The organism is Galbibacter sp., assembly GCF_035306585.1.
In the GTDB taxonomy this organism is placed as follows: domain Bacteria; phylum Bacteroidota; class Bacteroidia; order Flavobacteriales; family Flavobacteriaceae; genus Galbibacter.
Map to the genome: position 1 here is coordinate 94,833 of NZ_DATGNU010000077.1, position 17,169 is coordinate 112,001.

Sequence of the window (17,169 nt, forward strand, 5' to 3'; positions counted from 1 at the left end):
CTTATGTACATCGAGCAAGGATATCGCGGACAACTAAGCCTTTGGAAATATCTGGTGATCCCTACGGGTTTTATCGGATTAATTATCATAAATTATATCACGGTGCTAAACACCCCTCAAAGCACTGAAGAGATCATGCAAATCATGGTTGATAAAATCGGATCAAACCTGGTTTTAATAACTATGTTACTCCCTTTAGCAATTGCCTTGTTCATTTTATTGGTTTGGGTAAAACTAATTCATCAGCAAAGTATTACCTCCTTAACAACCTCTCGAAAGAAAATTGATTGGAAACGCATCTTATTTTCTTTTATACTTTGGGGCTCAGTTACCGCTTTTTTTGTGGTTTTAGATTACTCTCTAAACCCGGAAGATTATATCTGGAATTTTGACTTAGTACCATTTCTATCCTTGGTGATTATCGCCATACTACTGGTACCCTTACAAACGAGTTTTGAGGAGTATCTCTTCCGAGGATACTTGATGCAAGGTATCGGTATATTAGCTAAGAATCGTTGGGTGCCATTGGTGTTTACTTCTGTAATTTTTGGTTTAATGCACATTGCTAATCCTGAGGTTGAAAAACTAGGATATGGCATTATGATCTATTATATCGGAACAGGATTTTTTCTGGGTGTTATAACCTTAATGGATGAGGGAATGGAGCTAGCCTTAGGGTTCCATGCGGCAAACAATTTGGTAACCGTATTGCTAGTTACCGCTACCTGGACAGCTTTTCAGACGGAATCTGTCTTAAAGGATGTATCTACTCCAAAATTAGGCTACGATGTATTTGTACCTGTTTTTATTATATTTCCAATACTCGTTTTTATTTTCTCTAAAAAATATAAGTGGAATCGTTGGAAGTACAGACTAACAGGGGCGATTGATAAATCAAATTTAGAACTAGAAGCCTAAAAACTAAAGTACAATCCGCTTTTAATTTTGAAATTTCAGTGATAACTTTGAAAAAACATTTATTGCCTTGTAGTTTAATACAAAAAAAGGAAGATGAATACACCCAGCTATGATAAAGTCCATTTAAGATTTAAGTTAAATGGTACTTACTACGATCGAGAGGATTTAATGGAAGTTGCTTATAGTTATATAAAAGAAGGAGAACCTTTCGAACGATCCATTGGAGATTTTTTAATGGATTGGTTAAATGAGAAGTCATTTATGTACGTTCGAACCTCTGGATCAACGGGTGAAGCAAAATCTATCCGTATTCAAAAGCAAGCCATGGTTAATTCTGCTATAGCTTCGGGAGATTTCTTTGGAATTAATGTAGGTGATAGTGCACTACACTGTCTACCTGCGGACTTTATTGCGGGGAAAATGATGCTAGTGCGTGCAATGATACTTGGACTAGAGATTGATTTAGTAGCGCCCAGTTCGTCACCTTTAAAAGGTTTGAATAAATCCTATGATTTCTCTGCTATGATTCCATTGCAGGTAGAAAATTCACTTCCTAAAATCGATCAGATAAAAAAAATGATTGTTGGAGGAGCTCCTATTTCGAGTACTTTGGTCAAGCGTCTTCAGAACAAATCTTCAAAAATTTACGAAACCTATGGGATGACAGAAACCGTCACCCATATTGCTGCCAAAAAGATTAATAATTTTTCTAAATCAGAAAATATAAGCACTGCTAGCTTTAAAGTATTACCCAATATTACTATTGGTACTGACGATAGAGGATGTCTTGTAATTGATGCACCCAATATCGCAGAGACAGTTATTGTGACCAATGATTTGGTAGAACTTGTTAGTGCAGATGAGTTTCAATGGAAAGGACGTATTGACCATGTTATAAATTCGGGTGGAGTCAAATTAATTCCTGAACAAATTGAAAAAAAGCTAGCCGAAGTTATTGCCACTCGTTTTTTTGTCTATGGGATAGAGGACTTATCCCTTGGCCAAAAACTAATAGCAATCGTCGAGGGAAAGCAGGACCTTCAATTAATGGAACGTATTAAGAATCTAAGTGCTCTCGATAAATTTGAGAACCCAAAAGAAGTATACTTTATCGATCAGTTTTTGGAAACTGAAAATGGTAAAATAAAAAGAGAAGCTACGGTTAAAAAAGTAGTAAACATTTGATATTAAAATCATTTAAACCTACGTTCTCCAGTGGTGATTGAGTTTTATTTCCCTTTCTTAGGTTTGAAGTACGCCCATATTAAATGGTTTGGTGATAGGAGCATGGTTTGCTGCTTCAATCCCCATGCTTATCCATTTACGCGTATCTAGTGGATCGATAATGGCATCGGTCCATAATCTTGCGGCCGCGTAATAGGGAGATGTTTGATCGTCATATCGAGATTTGATTTTCTCAAACATAGTCTGCTGCTGCTGCTCTGTAATTTCTTCCCCTTTTTTCTTTAATGATGTCGTTTCTATTTGTAACAAAACCTTAGCAGCTTGTGCTCCTCCCATTACCGCTAATTCTGCACTAGGCCATGCTACGATTAATCTAGGATCATAAGCCTTCCCACACATCGCATAATTTCCCGCACCATACGAATTGCCTATCACAATGGTGAATTTTGGAACCACAGTATTCGCTACAGCGTTCACCATTTTGGCGCCATCCTTAATGATTCCACCATGTTCGGATTTACTGCCAACCATAAACCCCGTAACATCCTGTAGAAAAACAAGTGGAATTTTCTTTTGATTACAATTGGCGATAAATCGAGTGGCTTTATCAGCCGAATCCGAGTAAATCACCCCGCCAAACTGTAGTTCTCCATTTTTGGTTTTGACCATTTTTCGCTGATTGGCCACAATGCCAACTGCCCATCCATCTATTCGTGCATAGGCGCAAATAATGGTTTTACCATAACCAGCTTTATACTCTTCCAAAGAGTTGGCATCAATTAATCGCTCGATTATCTGATGCATATCGTAGGGTTGGGTACGACTCTTAGGTAGTAGCCCATAGATATCTTGTGGTTCCAGTAGAGGCTTGATGGATTTTTTGCGACTGAATCCAGCCTTTGGATCTTCTCCAATTTTATCCATGATATTTTTAACGATATCCAAAGCGTGCTGATCGTCTTTAGCCTTATAATCAGTCACCCCACTGATTTCTGAGTGCGTCGTAGCTCCTCCTAGTGTTTCGTTATCTATTTGTTCCCCAATGGCAGCTTTCACTAAATAACTACCTGCCAAAAATATACTACCGGTGTTTTCTACGATAATGGCCTCATCACTCATAATAGGGAGGTAAGCACCCCCTGCGACACAACTACCCATTACCACTGCAATTTGGGTAATCCCCATGCTACTCATCTGAGCGTTGTTTCTAAAGATCCGGCCAAAGTGTTCCTTGTCTGGGAAAATTTCATCCTGCATTGGAAGATAAACCCCGGCACTATCTACAAGATATATAATAGGCAATCTATTTTCAATGGATATTTCTTGCGCACGAAGGTTTTTCTTTCCAGTGATCGGAAACCACGCTCCAGCCTTTACTGTAGCATCGTTGGCTACCACGATACACTGTTTTCCGCCAATATAGCCAATCTTCACTACTACACCACCAGAGGGGCAACCACCATGCTCTTGATACATCTGATCTCCAGCCAAGGCGCCAATTTCAATTGTTGGCGCATTTTTATCTAAAAGATAATCGATACGCTCCCTAGCTGTTAATTTGCCCTGTGCGTGTAACTTTTCAATTCGACTTTCTCCACCTCCCAAAGAGACCTTGGCTAATTTTCGTTTTAAGGCAGTAAGTGATAATTTATTGTGATCCTCGTTTTGATTGAATTTTAAATCCATTAAATTGTGATTCTAATAGCGTGAGACTTTGTAAATTACAGGTTCTAATATTTTTGAGGTATTCAAACCCCTTGTATTTTATGCTAAAATACAAAATCAAGCCAAATCGAATTGTTTAATAATTGCTTAAATTGTACGATATTTGTCAATTGGAAAATACGCAATCAGGTTTATATGAGAAATAAAACAGGACGAAGCATGAATAAAAATACAGTTTTAGCTTGGGCTACTTGGATAATGGTCATCGTTGGATGTGGACTTATCGCATTGGGCGCATTTCGCTATGATGATGTTGCAGGATATGGATTTGCCTCTGTTGGAGTAGGATTTTTCGCCATCGCATGGGTGTTTAATGCTTTAAAAGGAAGGGTGTAGCTGTCCAAATCTTCGAAATACCAAATTGCTAGAATAGCAGATTAAAATAATAACATAGAAAAAATAAAGCAAAATAATGGCTGATGATAAGAAAGTGATATTCTCCATGTCTGGAGTATCAAAAACATACCAAAGTACCAATAAGCAGGTTTTAAAAGATATCTATTTAAGTTTCTTTTACGGCGCAAAGATTGGAATCCTTGGTTTAAATGGTTCAGGGAAATCAACACTACTTCGAATTATCGCGGGAGAGGAAAAGAACTATCAGGGTGATGTGGTGTTTTCCTCGGGATATACGGTGGGCTATTTGGCTCAGGAGCCAAAATTAGATGATACAAAAACGGTGATCGATATCGTAAAAGAAGGAGTTTCTGAAACGGTAGGTATTCTTGATGAGTACAATAAAATAAACGATATGTTTGGTCTTCCAGAGGTTTATGAGGATGCTGATAAGATGCAAAAACTCATGGATCGTCAGGCAGAACTGCAAGATAAGATCGATGCTAGTAATGCATGGGAGCTAGATACTAAACTAGAAATCGCTATGGATGCTTTAAGAACACCGGAGCCAGACACACCAATTAATGTACTCTCTGGTGGGGAACGAAGACGTGTCGCTTTATGTAGGCTGTTACTTCAAGAACCAGATATTCTTTTGCTCGATGAACCTACCAACCACCTGGATGCTGAATCTGTTTTATGGTTGGAACAGCACTTACAACAGTACAAAGGAACGGTCATTGCTGTAACCCACGATAGATATTTCTTGGATAATGTTGCTGGTTGGATTTTAGAATTGGATAGAGGAGAAGGTATTCCTTGGAAAGGAAACTACTCATCGTGGTTAGAACAGAAGTCTAAACGATTAGCTCAGGAACAGAAGCAAGCTTCAAAAAGACAAAAAACACTCGAGCGAGAATTGGAATGGGTACGAATGGCTCCAAAGGGAAGACAAGCCAAACAAAAAGCGCGTCTTAACAATTATGATAAACTCTTAAATGAGGATCAAAATAAATTAGATGAGAAATTAGAAATTTATATTCCTAATGGACCACGTTTGGGTACTAATGTGATAGAGGCTAAAGGAGTTTCAAAAGCCTTTGGAGATAAATTACTTTATGATGATTTAAATTTCAGTCTTCCTCAAGCTGGAATAGTCGGTATCATAGGGCCTAATGGTGCTGGTAAAACGACTATCTTTAAAATGATCATGGGTGAGGAGACTCCAGATAAAGGGAGTTTTGTCGTCGGTGAAACCGCAAAAATTGCCTATGTGGACCAATCCCACTCGAATATCGATCCCTCAAAATCTATTTATGAGAATTTCTCGGATGGTCAAGAGCTCGTTATGATGGGAGGTAAGCAGGTGAATGCACGCGCTTACTTGAGTCGTTTTAATTTTGCCGGTAGTGAACAAAACAAAAAGGTAGCGGCCTTATCAGGAGGAGAGCGCAATAGACTGCACTTAGCGATGACCCTTAAAGAAGAGGGGAACGTACTTTTACTAGACGAACCGACCAACGATCTAGATGTTAACACATTAAGAGCATTAGAAGAAGGTTTGGAAAACTTCGCAGGATGCGCTGTTGTTATTTCTCACGACCGCTGGTTTTTGGATAGAATCTGTACCCATATTCTTGCATTTGAGGGAAATTCAGAAGTGTATTTCTTTGAAGGAGGCTTCTCGGATTACGAAGAGAATAAACGCAAGCGTCTCGGGGCTGATGTAACACCAAAACGTATCAAATACAAAAAATTAATTCGTGATTAGAAATAATAATCTTAAAACAAAAACGAGAAAACTTTAATGGTGCTTCTCGTTTTTGTTTATTCCTTAGGGCAATTCATTTTCTAATAAAGTCTGAAATTAAAAAACTGATTGCTTTTCCTATTTGAAACCTATCTTGATCGTCATGCAATGGTGATCCTTCACAAATATGTAAGTAAGCCACATTTTTATGGCTACCAGCTTTGTAGACCATCTCTCGAAGGTGATTTAAATGAAAACCAGAATTACTTTGAGCGCTACTAGGAGCATGTACAATACTATCCATATCCACTTCAATTCCAAATTTAGTATTCTTTACAAATTCGATAGCTTCTTTTAACTCAAAATTAAATTCTTTTTCTTTACGAACGAAAAGTTCTTCAAAAGTGCTAAAGCGAATCCTTCTCTCAGCCTTAAGACTTTTATGGACCTTTTTGGGGCTGTAATTCTCCTGCATACCCATTATATAATAATGGTGTAGGAACCCTTCTTTAAAAGCATACCTAAACGCATTCCCACTATGACGCCCTTCACGTTTTCTAAAATCACTATGCGCATCAATATTTAGGCAATTAACAGCAGCATTTTGTGCTAAAGCGGTCCCCTTAATCATTCCATAGGCATTGTTATGCCCACCACCGATGGCAATTGGGATTTTTCCACATTGCACAATTAGTCGGATTAGATCAGTAACCTCGGTGTCGATGTAGGCGGTGAGTTCCCGAGCCTTCTCAACCCTTTCTCCTAAGGGGGTTTTGTCAATTTCCCGTAATTCTTCTTCAAAATCCATATGACCTAGTAGCAACACCTCTTTACCTTTTACAAATTTATTGTTCTGTATGTTTAATAGGAAAGGTAAACAAGATTGCCAAGCACCACGAGTTCCTGGTTTGCCAAAATTCCCAATGACCCCTATATCTTCTGGAATTCCGAAAAGTACATATTTTGCATTGGATTCTAATAAAGCAACCTCAAGTGGATCATCTTTGGATAAGAGTTTTATATGTTCACCAAACTTGCCTTCACCTTTTCTTACCTGGATATAAGAGGTGATTTTTTGAAGGTCATAGATTACTAATCTTGAATGCATATTTTAAAATAATTGTTGGTTCGGCAAATGTAAATAATCTAAATTCATTTTTGATTCGTATATACATTCGTAAAGCAATTTAAAAAAGTTTGATTAAATTGCTGAACCAAATTGTAAAAAAATAATGAGCTTATGGCGGAAACAAAAAGTAATAATGGTTTAAAGGTCATTGCCGGTCTATTGGCTGTTGCTTTAATCGGGACCCTTATTTACACAGGTAGTTTGTACAAAAGTAAAAAGGACACTACCCAGAAATTAAATCAGGAGAAGAACTTGGTTATTGAAGATCTGAACAATTTAAAGTCAGACTACGACCGTGCAATCTCCGAAAATGAATCTACAAATGCTGAGCTTATTGAAGCCAGAAACAAAATTGCGGTTTATATTGATTCTGTTCAAAAAATGAAAGCTGATATCAGTGCTTTATCTCGCTACAGAAGACAAGTAAATCAACTGACAAAGGAAAGGGAATACCTACTTGCCCAAAACGATTCTTTAAGAGCTTCGAATACTTTGCTGGCTATGCAAAGAGATAGCACACAGGCTGCGCTAGCTGAGCAGTCAATGTTTACAGATTCATTAATTATGCAGAACACTCAATTGGCTAAGGTGGTTGAAACTGGAGCTTCATTGGGATTATCTAAATTCTCTGCAGAGGCGGTAAGAGAACGTAATAATGGAAAAATTGTTTCCGTTAGTAACAACAGAAGAGCGGATAAACTCAAGATTTGCTATACTGTAGGATCGAATAAAATTACAAAGCCAGGTGCAAAGCAATTTTATATTCAGGTAACTGATCCAACTGGAAATATCATCGGAGAGCGTGCAGTTGCTGCAAAGGAAGGCGATGAGGTGAACGAATCAATTAGTGTTACTTATAGTAAAGCCTCTAGCTTTTATTATGAAAACACCGCGCTGGATGTTTGTGATTTTATAGACAAAAATGGTGCAGAGTTTCCTGAGGGAACTTATGGCGTTGTGGTTTATGACCAGAATTTAAAAGAATTGGGCTCAACTGAGTTCCAACTTAGATAAGGTACTAACTAACCAATCAACCTTATTGATTAAAGAAGCCGTCTCAATACTGAGGCGGTTTTTTTTGCAATTTTCGGGAAAAGTGGTTGTAAAAACCTCATCCTTTCCATATCTTTAAGAATTGATTATCAGCACTATGGATATTGAATTTAAAGACTACAACCAACAACAAAACTGGCTTTTTCCTCCTTCAATTGAAGAATTAATTCCACAGGAACATCCCGTACGGATTATAAGTTGGCTAAAATGGCATATACTCCATCAGTTTTCAAAATTATTATCCCTTAAGAAAAAAGAAATAAATTAGCCTAATTGCTTAACAATGTCTTTAACTATATCGTCCGGACTAAGTCTCAAATTCACTTTTATGGCATTTTGCGGGGGTTCAAGGGTGTCAAATTGTGATTTGAGTAAAGAAGCAGGCATAAAGTGAGCCTTTCGCTGGGTAAGCCTTGTTTGAATGGTTTGGAAATCTCCTTCTAAATAAACCATTTGTAATTGATCTTCAATGTCTTTTCGAAGTAGATCACGATACGATTTTTTCAAAGCGGAACAGGCAATAATGCAGGACTGTTGTTTGCTTAAGTGCTGCAGTGCGAAATCGTGGATTGCTGCCAACCATCCCGCTCTATCATGATCATTTAGAGGATGTCCAGCTTTCATCTTTTCTTTATTTTCCTTTGGATGGAAATCATCCCCATCATAAAATTCGATTGATAATTCTTTTGAGAGTAACTTTCCAATAGTTGATTTTCCTGAGCCAGAAACTCCCATGATAATAATAACAACGGCTGTTTTTTGGTTATTCATAGTTTTTTAAAATCTCGGTTAACTTATTAATGATTTGTCCATAGGGCGTTTGATAGTCAAACCAATGAATATTTTGCTCCTTCTTAAGCCAAGTGATTTGGCGTTTGGCAAATCTTCTGGTGTTTTTTTTAATTTCGGATACCGCAAACTCATAGGATACATTTCCATCGATATATTCGAATAATTCTTTATAACCAACAGTTTGAAGGGCATTTAATTGTCGATACTTATAAAGGGATCGCACTTCATCTAACAGACCATGATCCATCATTAGATCGACACGTTTATTGATTCTTTCGTACATCACGGCGCGATCTGCAGTAAGACCTATTTGAATGGTGTTGAACAAGCGTTGGGGTTTACCTTGGTTTAAATAGGATGAAAATGTTCTGTTAGTACCAAGACAAACCTCTAAAGCTCTTATAAGTCGATGGGGGTTCTGAAGATCTATGGAAGCATAGGAGATAGGATCAAGTGATTGAAGCTGACTTTGTAACGCCTCAATACCGTTCTCTTGAAGCCTTAGGTTTAATTCCATTCGAATCCCCGGATCTACCTTTGGAAAATGATCTAATCCTTCAATAACCGCTTTATTGTAGAGACCACTGCCTCCTGCCATCACAACTACCTGGTGAGAGGCAAAGAGCTCTTTTAAACGTACTATGGCCTGCTTTTCAAAATCACCTACCGAATAGGGATCCTGAATACTGATATGCTGAATAAAATGGTGCTTTACAGTTTGTAATTCAATAGGGTCTGGAACGGCTGTTCCTATATACATTTCTTTGTAAAACTGTCTTGAATCCGAGGAAAGAATCTCAGTGTTAAAATATTTTGCGACAGCAATTGCTAGAGCTGTCTTTCCGATGGCCGTAGGACCGACTATTGTTATGAGAGTTTTATGCTTCATTTAAATAATTTCCGCAATTGTAACAAAACTTAGCATGGTCATTATGGTTCTGCGCATTGCAATTTGGACACGCTTGCGTATTGGTGTGAATTTTATAAAATTTGTTTTGTTTGTAAAATTCAGCAGAAACTATTCCTGTTGGTACTGCAATTATTCCGTAACCCATCACCATAACAATTGCAGCAATGGTTTGCCCCAGCGCTGTTAAAGGTACGATATCGCCATAACCAACTGTAGTCATTGTAATAATGGTCCAATAAATCCCCTTTGGTATACTGATGAAACCAGCTTCTTTTCCTTCAATTAAATACATTACAGTACCAATAATTACAGATAAAACTACAATAGTAAAGATGAATACTGTAATTTTTGTCCTACTGTTCCAAAGTGCTTCTTTTAGTTTTCTTGCCTCCCCGATAAACTTAACCATCTTCAGTATCCTAAATAGTCTTAGTAAACGAATTGCTCTGATCACTATTAAAACCTGAGATCCCGGAAATATAAAAGATAAATAGAGTGGGATTGTGGAGAGTAGGTCCACGATCCCATAAAAACTAAAAACATACTTCAATGGTTTGTTGATACTTAAGAACCTTGCGATGTATTCAATGCTGAACAGAATGGTAATTATCCATTCGGCGACATATAAGATCTGATGAAATTGATGATCAAAAGATTCTACACTCTCCAACACCACTAAAATAATACTGATAAGTATTAATCCTATCAGAGCAATATCAAACCATTTTCCTTCAGGGGTATCGGCTTCATATATAATTTCATGAAGCTTCGCTTTCCAATTTATAAAGTAGTCCTTATTTTCTCTCATATTTTGCTAGTTGCAGTTCTAGGCCGTGTTTTTAGGTAAAAAGAGCAGAAAACTTAATGGGTTATCTTTTGGGTTTCAAGTTGAACTATTTTAAGATTTGGTTTCTTCCTCAAATACTGCTCAATATAATAACGAACTATTTTCGAATCTTCTATAGGCGTAATAATGGACTGTAAGATCTCTAGGTTATTAAGCTGATGGTTCAGTTCAAAAAACCCATAACCTTTCAACTTGTCTTTTATAAATAGGATAACACTTTGTTCGTTGATTGATCGTCCTTTATCAACTATAGCAAAACTACCCTTTGACAAGCTATATTGGTGAATAGCCTTTCGAACTCGTTTATTGTAAGCTTTAAGCTCATCTTGATTCTGCAGACTTTGTTGCCCAATTTGTCCAGCAGCATTGTCGTTATAATGCAACTCGAATTCAGTCAATATTTCCTGCTGCACCTTTATAGCCTGATTGTAATTTACAAAATTGAGGATGCTTGTTTGATCCAGGTCAAACTTATCCACAATAAGTCGTAAGGGTGAATTATCTTCCTTCTCTAGATACAAAGCATGGGTAAATTTTTGTTTTCTCTTTGAATTATACCTCGGTTTATTACCATGGGATTCCTGAATTTCTTTTAGCTGTGCAATTAAAACATTTCCAGTTAAGTCAAAACTAACTTTTCTAACTTCCTTTTGAATCTTTCGATTCTTAGGTGCACTGTTGATAAATATCTTATTAACCTTTTTACGAATATTGCTGCTTTTTGATAGATAAATCAATTCTCCATCTATATTATACATATAAAACACCCCTGTTTCACTTGGAAGACGCTCTACAATTTCAATAAGCCTAGGGTTGAGCTGTCCTACTTGTTCTTGACGTATGTTGTTTTGGACTATTTTTTTATGAACATCCTTTGATAAGAGGAGTTTAAATAATTTAACAGTGGCTATCGCATCACCATTGGCACGGTGCCTGTCACTCACTGGAATACCAAGGGCACGAACTAGTTTTCCTAAACTATATGAGGGTTGTTCAGGTAGTAGCTCTTTAGATAACTCTACCGTACAAAGAGATTTACGCTGGTAATCATAACCGAGTCTTCTAAATTCGGTTTGCAAGATCCTATAATCAAACTGTGCATTATGTGCCACCAAAGTACAATCTTCGGTGATTTCTATAATTCGCTTGGCTACCTCATAGAACTTTGGTGCTGATCGAAGCATTTGGTTATTGATACCCGTGAGTTTGACAACAAATGGCTGAATTTCTTTTTCTGGATTAATTAGGCTAATAAACTGATCATCCACTTTATGGCCGTCAAACCTATAAATTGCAATCTCTGTAATTCCTTCTTCATCGTATTTCCCTCCTGTGGTTTCTATATCGAGTACGGCATACATTGTTTTACATACGTTTTAGGTGAAATTTTTAAAAGCTGGTTTTTAGTTGTAATTCCTTGATCCGAAAATGTGACTGCCAATGCGCACCATAGTACTACCACATTGGATGGCGATCTTATAATCGCCACTCATTCCCATGGATCGTACAGTTAATTCAAAGTTTTCCGTTTTGGGATAGGTGCTTTTTAGGGATTCAAAAATAGTATTTAAGTGGCTAAATTCTTGTGCTATCTGCTTAGTATCTTGGGTAAAGGTGGCCATTCCCATTAAACCAACAACCTTAACTGCCTGGAGTTTTTTAAAGGTATCACTAGCAATAAGATCCTCTAACTCTTCGGTTTTCAACCCAAACTTCGTTTCCTCTTCTGCTATGCGAACCTGTAGTAGACAGGAGATAACCCGATCAACCTTTAAGGCTTGTTTATTAATTTCTTTAAGTAATTTAAGACTGTCAACCCCGTGAATTAGGCTGACAAAGGGAGCCATATACTTGACCTTATTTCGTTGCAAATGACCAATCATATGCCACTGTATATCCTTTGGCAATTGTTCCCATTTATCCACCATTTCTTGAACCTTATTCTCGCCAAAGACCCGCTGGCCAGCTAGATAGGCTTGCATGATCTCTTCTTTACTTTTAGTTTTTGATACAGCAACTAGATTCACATGCTCCGGGAGGGATTCTTTAATATTAAGCAATCGTTGTTTTATATTCATATTCCTGCAAAACTTATCTAGGCTAAAAGTAAGTATTTCTTTCTAGATTCACCTTCAAATACATAAAGAACTTGTGAAACTAGCGCCCATGAGAACCCTTAATAATCATTCCTTGGGTGATGCTTTGAAATGACATCGGCTAAATCCTTCTGATTTAAATGCATATAAATTTCGGTAGTAGTAATGCTTTGATGCCCTAGCATTTGTTGAATGGCCCTTAAATCAGCTCCATTTTGAAGTAGGTGAGTGGCAAAGGAATGTCTAAAGGTGTGTGGACTGATGTTTTTTTTGAGTTCGGCCTTCTTAGCGGCGTTCTTGATAATGGTAAAGAGCATTGCTCGGGTTAATTGCGCCCCTCTTCGGTTTAAAAATAGAAAATCCTCATGTCCCTTTTTGATGGAAATATGTGATCTAATTTTATTTTTATAAATGGTTATATACTTTATAGCGGTAGGAGCAATAGGAACAAAGCGTTGTTTGTTACCTTTTCCTTGCACTCGAATAAAACCTTCTTCAAAATACAATTCTGAAATTTTCAGACTGATTAGTTCTGTCGCTCTGAGTCCACAACTGTATAAGGTTTCTAGCATACAGCGGTTTCGCTCCCCTTCAGGAGTGCTTAAATCAATGCTTGAAATAAGAAGATCTATTTCATCAATTGACAGTACATTAGGTAGTTTTCTTCCTAACTTAGGTGTTTCGATAAGTGCCGTAGGATCATCCTTTCTGTAGTCTTCAAATATTAAGTAACTAAAAAAACTCTTCAAACCGGAAATTAATCTTGCTTGTGATCGTGCGCTAAGCGATTTAGTTACCTGGTAGATAAAATCATGAAGCGTATTTGGTTCAATATCAACAGGGGTATGTTGAAATTGATGCTGTTTGAGATAATTGACCAACTTCCAAATATCCAAACCATAACTTTCAACCGAATTTTCAGACAACCCTCTCTCTATTCTAAGATAATATTTATAGTCCGATATAGTTTGTTTCCAATCCATACGGTAAAACTAAATATTATATTTAATTCTACCATTAACACTTGCGGTAATTGAATTATAGAAAACGGTGTATAAATCCTATCGCACTCAAATAAAGTTAAATGAGGGTTAAAGAATTCCCAAAATTTTTATTGGAACAAGTAAGAATAATCTTTAGATTTGATGGTTCATTTAAAACTCAACAATCATGAAAAAATTATTAGTAACAGCAACATTTATCTTGGGCGCATGGCTTACTTCAAATGCACAATCAACAACCGCTAACCCTGCTTTATCAGAGGGAAGTTGGCTTGTAGAGGCCAATACCAATTTCGGAAGAGGACATACAGCCCACACTGGTTTTAGCCTTAATACTAGTGACAATAATACCATTTGGAATATCGGCTTTGAGGGTGGTTACTTCATTATGGATGATCTTGCACTTAAAGTTGGTCTTGGATATGGAGATAGCGACAATGCTGATGGACGTTTCTCCTATAAAGCAGGTGCAAAGTATTATATCGAATCTCAATTTCCAGTTCAAATAGATTTTAATGGAAGTAGTGGAGATAACTTCAGCCCATTATTCGTTGGGTTACAAGGAGGATATGCTTGGTTTGTAGCTGATAACATCTCTTTGGAACCAGGAGTAAGGTATGATATCGATATCAATGATGATGCTGATAATTTCGGTGGTTTAGGTTTAAATGTAGGTTTCGCGCTTCATTTTTAAATGATAAAATCACAGAATTTTACAATTATAGAATAAAAGAGGCTTCGGCCTCTTTTTTAGTGGATAATGTTTAAATTTACACCAAAGGTCAAATTAAAATATAAGCTATTGAAAATCACAATCATCAACGGTCCCAATTTAAATTTACTAGGTAAACGTGAACCCGAGATCTATGGATCTGAAACATTTGAAGATTACCTGCAAAGTTTAAAAGTAAAATACCCATCGGTATCCTTTGAATATTTTCAATCAAATGTTGAAGGCGAAATAGTTGATCGACTACATCAGGATGGTTTTCATGGGGATGGGATTATACTAAATGCCGGGGCGTATACACATACCTCCGTAGCCATTGGTGATGCTGTAAAAGGCATTAATACTCCTGTGGTGGAAGTTCATATCTCCAACACCTTTTCAAGAGAAGAGATACGGCATCAGTCGTATATTTCAGCCAATGCAAAAGGGGTTATTCTTGGGTTTGGAATGCAGAGTTATGAATTAGCCTTGTTAAGTTTCCTTTAGAATTCTTCTTAGATCCCAAGCGCTATGAGCCATAAAACATTTTTAAACTGGAGTACTGGTAAGGATAGTGCTATGGCTTTGTATAGGCTTCAGCAAGACCCAACCTACAAAGTTGAAAAACTTCTAACAACCCTTAACCAAGAGGATAGCCGGGTATCCATGCATGGCACCCGAAAAGAACTGCTCTTAAAACAAGTACAATGTATTGGTCTTCCAGTATCAATTTTAGATCTCCAGAAGGGTATTTCGTTGCCCGATTATGAAATGGCCCTTCATAATAAGTTACTTGCTTTAAAAGATCAAGGATATACGCACAGTGCCTTTGGTGATATTTTTTTAGAGGATTTAAAACAATATAAAGAAGCAAAACTGGCCACTATTGGCTTTAAAGCAGTTTTTCCGCTCTGGAATAAGGATAGCTATTCACTTATGACTGAGTTCTTGGATGTGGGTTTCAAAGCTATTAGTGTTTGTGTAAATTCCGAAGTTTTAGATCAAACTATGGTTGGGAGAGTCATCGACAAAGAATTCTTAAAAATGCTACCCAAGGAAGTTGATCCTTGTGGAGAAAATGGAGAATTCCATACCTTTGTCTATGATGGCCCCATTTTTAATAAACCTGTAGATTTTCAAATTGGAGAAAAAAGGCTGGTAACCTTTGGTAAATCTGAAGAAGCAGAGAAGATGGACTGGGATTCTAGTTTTTGGTATTGTGATATTTATCCATAACATGCGCTTGGGTGAACAAAAAAAGGCGAAATTCGAAAATTCCGCCCCGGTATAATACCTTTAAAGTATATTTGTTAAAACGCCTAAGCTTAAATATGGATCACCTCTCCATAGGCAGCAGCAACAGCTTCCATCACCGCTTCACTCATGGTGGGGTGTGGGTGTACTGCTTTAAGTACTTCGTGAGCGGTGGTTTCTAATTTTCTAGCCACTACAGCCTCTGCAATCATATCAGTAACTCCAGCTCCAATCATGTGACAACCTAGCCATTCACCGTACTTCGCATCAAAGATTACTTTCACAAAGCCATCAGAATGCCCACTTGCTTTTGCTTTACCACTAGCTGAGAACGGGAACTTTCCTACTTTGATCTCGTATCCTTTTTCTTTAGCTTGTTTTTCTGTAAGCCCAACGGAGGCAATTTCAGGTGAACAGTAGGTACAACCTGGGATATTGCCGTAATCAAGTGCTTCTACATGATGACCTGCAATCTTTTCTACACAAAGAATTCCTTCTGCAGAAGCTACGTGAGCCAAAGCCTGTCCGGGTGTTACATCACCAATAGCATAATATCCTGGGATGTTGGTTTGATAAAAATCATTGACCAAAATCTTATCACGATCTGTAGCAATACCTACATCCTCTAATCCGATGTTTTCGATATTCGTTTTAATTCCAACTGCAGAGAGAACGATGTCTGCCTCGAGAACTTCCTCTCCTTTACTTGTTTTTACAGTCGCCTTAACGCCTTTGCCACTTGTATCTACTTTGGTAACTTCAGCGGAAGTTTTAATTTTAACTCCCATCTTTTTAAAGCTACGCTCAAGTTGTTTGGAAACCTCTTCATCCTCTACTGGAACAATGTTGGGTAGGTATTCAACAACTGTGACTTCCGTACCCATCGAATTGTAAAAGTAAGCAAATTCGATTCCGATTGCTCCACTACCTACAATAAGCATTTTTTTAGGTTGCTCTTTTAAAGTTAGAGCCTCTCGGTAGCCAATAACTTTCTTACCATCTTGAGGTAGACTTGGCAGCTCTCTAGATCGAGCGCCAGTCGCAATAATTATGTGATCGGCGGTGTATTGAGTTACCTTATCTTGGTCGTCTTTTACCGATATTTTCTTCCCTTTCTCAAGGGTTCCATACCCTTTAATAACATCAATTTTATTTTTTTTCATTAAGAACTGAACGCCCTTACTCATTCCATCTGCAACACCTCGGCTTCGCTTTACCACCGCGCTAAAATCCGATTCTACTTTATCAACTTTAAATCCGTAATCGTCAGCATGTTTAAGATACTCGAAAACTTGCGCTGATTTCAGTAATGCCTTTGTTGGAATACATCCCCAATTCAAACATACGCCTCCAAGATTTTCTTTTTCGACAACTGCGGTTTTAAAGCCTAGTTGAGAAGCGCGTATGGCAGTTACATATCCACCAGGTCCACTTCCTAAAACAATTACGTCATATTTATTCATT

Annotated in this window: 17 protein-coding genes; 8 read left to right on the forward strand and 9 right to left on the reverse strand. The window is 37.5% G+C overall.

Features of this window, described 5'->3' with window-relative positions:
• The first annotated feature begins 3 nt into the window (after nt 1-3).
• On the forward strand, nt 4-918 hold the full coding sequence (locus VKY50_RS08025) for a CPBP family intramembrane glutamic endopeptidase (RefSeq protein WP_324300659.1): 915 nt from the start codon (nt 4-6) through the stop codon (nt 916-918).
• Between the two features lie 93 nt (nt 919-1,011).
• On the forward strand, nt 1,012-2,103 hold the full coding sequence (locus tag VKY50_RS08030; RefSeq protein ID WP_324300661.1) for an AMP-binding protein: 1,092 nt from the start codon (nt 1,012-1,014) through the stop codon (nt 2,101-2,103).
• Nucleotides 2,104-2,160: 57 nt separating this feature from the next.
• Here VKY50_RS08030 and VKY50_RS08035 read toward each other — a convergent pair whose 3' ends face one another.
• Nucleotides 2,161-3,789 (reverse strand): acyl-CoA carboxylase subunit beta, encoded by a 1,629-nt coding sequence (locus VKY50_RS08035; protein WP_324300663.1) that lies wholly within the window; start codon nt 3,787-3,789, stop codon nt 2,161-2,163.
• Between the two features lie 198 nt (nt 3,790-3,987).
• Between VKY50_RS08035 and VKY50_RS08040 the strand changes: the two genes are divergently transcribed.
• The gene (locus tag VKY50_RS08040; RefSeq protein ID WP_324300665.1) at nt 3,988-4,164 is read left to right on the forward strand and encodes a CAL67264 family membrane protein; all 177 of its coding nucleotides are present in this window, start codon (nt 3,988-3,990) and stop codon (nt 4,162-4,164) included.
• A gap of 76 nt (nt 4,165-4,240) precedes the next feature.
• On the forward strand, nt 4,241-5,935 hold the full coding sequence (gene ettA / locus VKY50_RS08045; protein WP_324300667.1) for an energy-dependent translational throttle protein EttA: 1,695 nt from the start codon (nt 4,241-4,243) through the stop codon (nt 5,933-5,935).
• A 73-nt stretch (nt 5,936-6,008) separates the two neighbouring features.
• Here ettA and VKY50_RS08050 read toward each other — a convergent pair whose 3' ends face one another.
• Complete coding sequence (locus VKY50_RS08050) at nt 6,009-7,022, reverse strand: formimidoylglutamase (RefSeq protein ID WP_324300669.1); 1,014 nt, start codon at nt 7,020-7,022, stop codon at nt 6,009-6,011.
• Nucleotides 7,023-7,154: 132 nt separating this feature from the next.
• Here VKY50_RS08050 and VKY50_RS08055 point away from each other — a divergent pair, with 132 nt between their 5' ends.
• Entirely contained in the window at nt 7,155-8,057 is a 903-nt protein-coding gene (locus tag VKY50_RS08055; protein ID WP_324300671.1) for a hypothetical protein, read from the forward strand.
• A 303-nt stretch (nt 8,058-8,360) separates the two neighbouring features.
• On the opposite strand, the gene VKY50_RS08060 is transcribed toward VKY50_RS08055, so the two are convergent.
• From VKY50_RS08060 to xerD, 6 genes are all read right to left on the reverse strand, one after another.
• On the reverse strand, nt 8,361-8,867 hold the full coding sequence (locus VKY50_RS08060; protein WP_324300673.1) for a gluconokinase: 507 nt from the start codon (nt 8,865-8,867) through the stop codon (nt 8,361-8,363).
• Complete coding sequence (gene miaA / locus VKY50_RS08065; protein WP_324300675.1) at nt 8,860-9,777, reverse strand: tRNA (adenosine(37)-N6)-dimethylallyltransferase MiaA; 918 nt, start codon at nt 9,775-9,777, stop codon at nt 8,860-8,862. Before miaA ends, VKY50_RS08060 begins: the two co-directional genes overlap by 8 nt.
• Nucleotides 9,767-10,606 carry an ion transporter gene (locus VKY50_RS08070; RefSeq protein ID WP_324300677.1) on the reverse strand — a complete coding sequence of 280 codons (840 nt, stop codon included), beginning with the start codon at nt 10,604-10,606 and terminating at the stop codon, nt 9,767-9,769. The genes miaA and VKY50_RS08070 overlap by 11 nt, the downstream gene beginning before the upstream one ends.
• 53 nt (nt 10,607-10,659) lie before the next feature.
• Entirely contained in the window at nt 10,660-12,006 is a 1,347-nt protein-coding gene (locus tag VKY50_RS08075; protein ID WP_324300679.1) for an exonuclease domain-containing protein, read from the reverse strand.
• A gap of 42 nt (nt 12,007-12,048) precedes the next feature.
• Complete coding sequence (locus VKY50_RS08080) at nt 12,049-12,723, reverse strand: YggS family pyridoxal phosphate-dependent enzyme (protein ID WP_324300681.1); 675 nt, start codon at nt 12,721-12,723, stop codon at nt 12,049-12,051.
• Between the two features lie 98 nt (nt 12,724-12,821).
• Nucleotides 12,822-13,724: a site-specific tyrosine recombinase XerD gene (gene xerD / locus VKY50_RS08085; RefSeq protein ID WP_324300683.1), complete on the reverse strand. Its 903-nt coding sequence runs from the start codon at nt 13,722-13,724 to the stop codon at nt 12,822-12,824.
• A gap of 187 nt (nt 13,725-13,911) precedes the next feature.
• On the opposite strand from xerD, the gene VKY50_RS08090 reads away from it, so the two are divergent.
• The 3 genes from VKY50_RS08090 (at nt 13,912) to VKY50_RS08100 (ending at nt 15,687) form a co-directional block, all read left to right on the forward strand.
• Nucleotides 13,912-14,436 (forward strand): hypothetical protein, encoded by a 525-nt coding sequence (locus VKY50_RS08090; RefSeq protein WP_324300685.1) that lies wholly within the window; start codon nt 13,912-13,914, stop codon nt 14,434-14,436.
• Nucleotides 14,437-14,544: 108 nt separating this feature from the next.
• Nucleotides 14,545-14,958, forward strand: a complete 414-nt coding sequence (gene aroQ, locus VKY50_RS08095; RefSeq protein WP_324300687.1) for a type II 3-dehydroquinate dehydratase — start codon at nt 14,545-14,547, stop codon at nt 14,956-14,958.
• A 24-nt stretch (nt 14,959-14,982) separates the two neighbouring features.
• Entirely contained in the window at nt 14,983-15,687 is a 705-nt protein-coding gene (locus VKY50_RS08100; protein WP_324300690.1) for a Dph6-related ATP pyrophosphatase, read from the forward strand.
• An 89-nt stretch (nt 15,688-15,776) separates the two neighbouring features.
• On the opposite strand, the gene lpdA is transcribed toward VKY50_RS08100, so the two are convergent.
• A complete protein-coding gene (gene lpdA / locus VKY50_RS08105; protein WP_324300691.1) occupies nt 15,777-17,168 on the reverse strand; it encodes a dihydrolipoyl dehydrogenase in 1,392 nt (463 codons plus the stop codon).
• Nucleotide 17,169 lies beyond the last annotated feature (1 nt).

Excerpts from the sequence above, each read along its gene's own strand:
- VKY50_RS08025 (WP_324300659.1), top strand. The coding sequence starts at position 4 with ATGTACATCGAGCAAGGATATCGCGGACAACTAAGCCTTTGGAAATAT.
- VKY50_RS08030 (WP_324300661.1), top strand. The coding sequence starts at position 1,012 with ATGAATACACCCAGCTATGATAAAGTCCATTTAAGATTTAAGTTAAAT.
- VKY50_RS08035 (WP_324300663.1), bottom strand. The coding sequence starts at position 3,789 with ATGGATTTAAAATTCAATCAAAACGAGGATCACAATAAATTATCACTT.
- VKY50_RS08040 (WP_324300665.1), top strand. The coding sequence starts at position 3,988 with ATGAATAAAAATACAGTTTTAGCTTGGGCTACTTGGATAATGGTCATC.
- ettA (WP_324300667.1), top strand. The coding sequence starts at position 4,241 with ATGGCTGATGATAAGAAAGTGATATTCTCCATGTCTGGAGTATCAAAA.
- VKY50_RS08050 (WP_324300669.1), bottom strand. The coding sequence starts at position 7,022 with ATGCATTCAAGATTAGTAATCTATGACCTTCAAAAAATCACCTCTTAT.
- VKY50_RS08055 (WP_324300671.1), top strand. The coding sequence starts at position 7,155 with ATGGCGGAAACAAAAAGTAATAATGGTTTAAAGGTCATTGCCGGTCTA.
- VKY50_RS08060 (WP_324300673.1), bottom strand. The coding sequence starts at position 8,867 with ATGAATAACCAAAAAACAGCCGTTGTTATTATTATCATGGGAGTTTCT.
- miaA (WP_324300675.1), bottom strand. The coding sequence starts at position 9,777 with ATGAAGCATAAAACTCTCATAACAATAGTCGGTCCTACGGCCATCGGA.
- VKY50_RS08070 (WP_324300677.1), bottom strand. The coding sequence starts at position 10,606 with ATGAGAGAAAATAAGGACTACTTTATAAATTGGAAAGCGAAGCTTCAT.
- VKY50_RS08075 (WP_324300679.1), bottom strand. The coding sequence starts at position 12,006 with ATGTATGCCGTACTCGATATAGAAACCACAGGAGGGAAATACGATGAA.
- VKY50_RS08080 (WP_324300681.1), bottom strand. The coding sequence starts at position 12,723 with ATGAATATAAAACAACGATTGCTTAATATTAAAGAATCCCTCCCGGAG.
- xerD (WP_324300683.1), bottom strand. The coding sequence starts at position 13,724 with ATGGATTGGAAACAAACTATATCGGACTATAAATATTATCTTAGAATA.
- VKY50_RS08090 (WP_324300685.1), top strand. The coding sequence starts at position 13,912 with ATGAAAAAATTATTAGTAACAGCAACATTTATCTTGGGCGCATGGCTT.
- VKY50_RS08100 (WP_324300690.1), top strand. The coding sequence starts at position 14,983 with ATGAGCCATAAAACATTTTTAAACTGGAGTACTGGTAAGGATAGTGCT.
- lpdA (WP_324300691.1), bottom strand. The coding sequence starts at position 17,168 with ATGAATAAATATGACGTAATTGTTTTAGGAAGTGGACCTGGTGGATAT.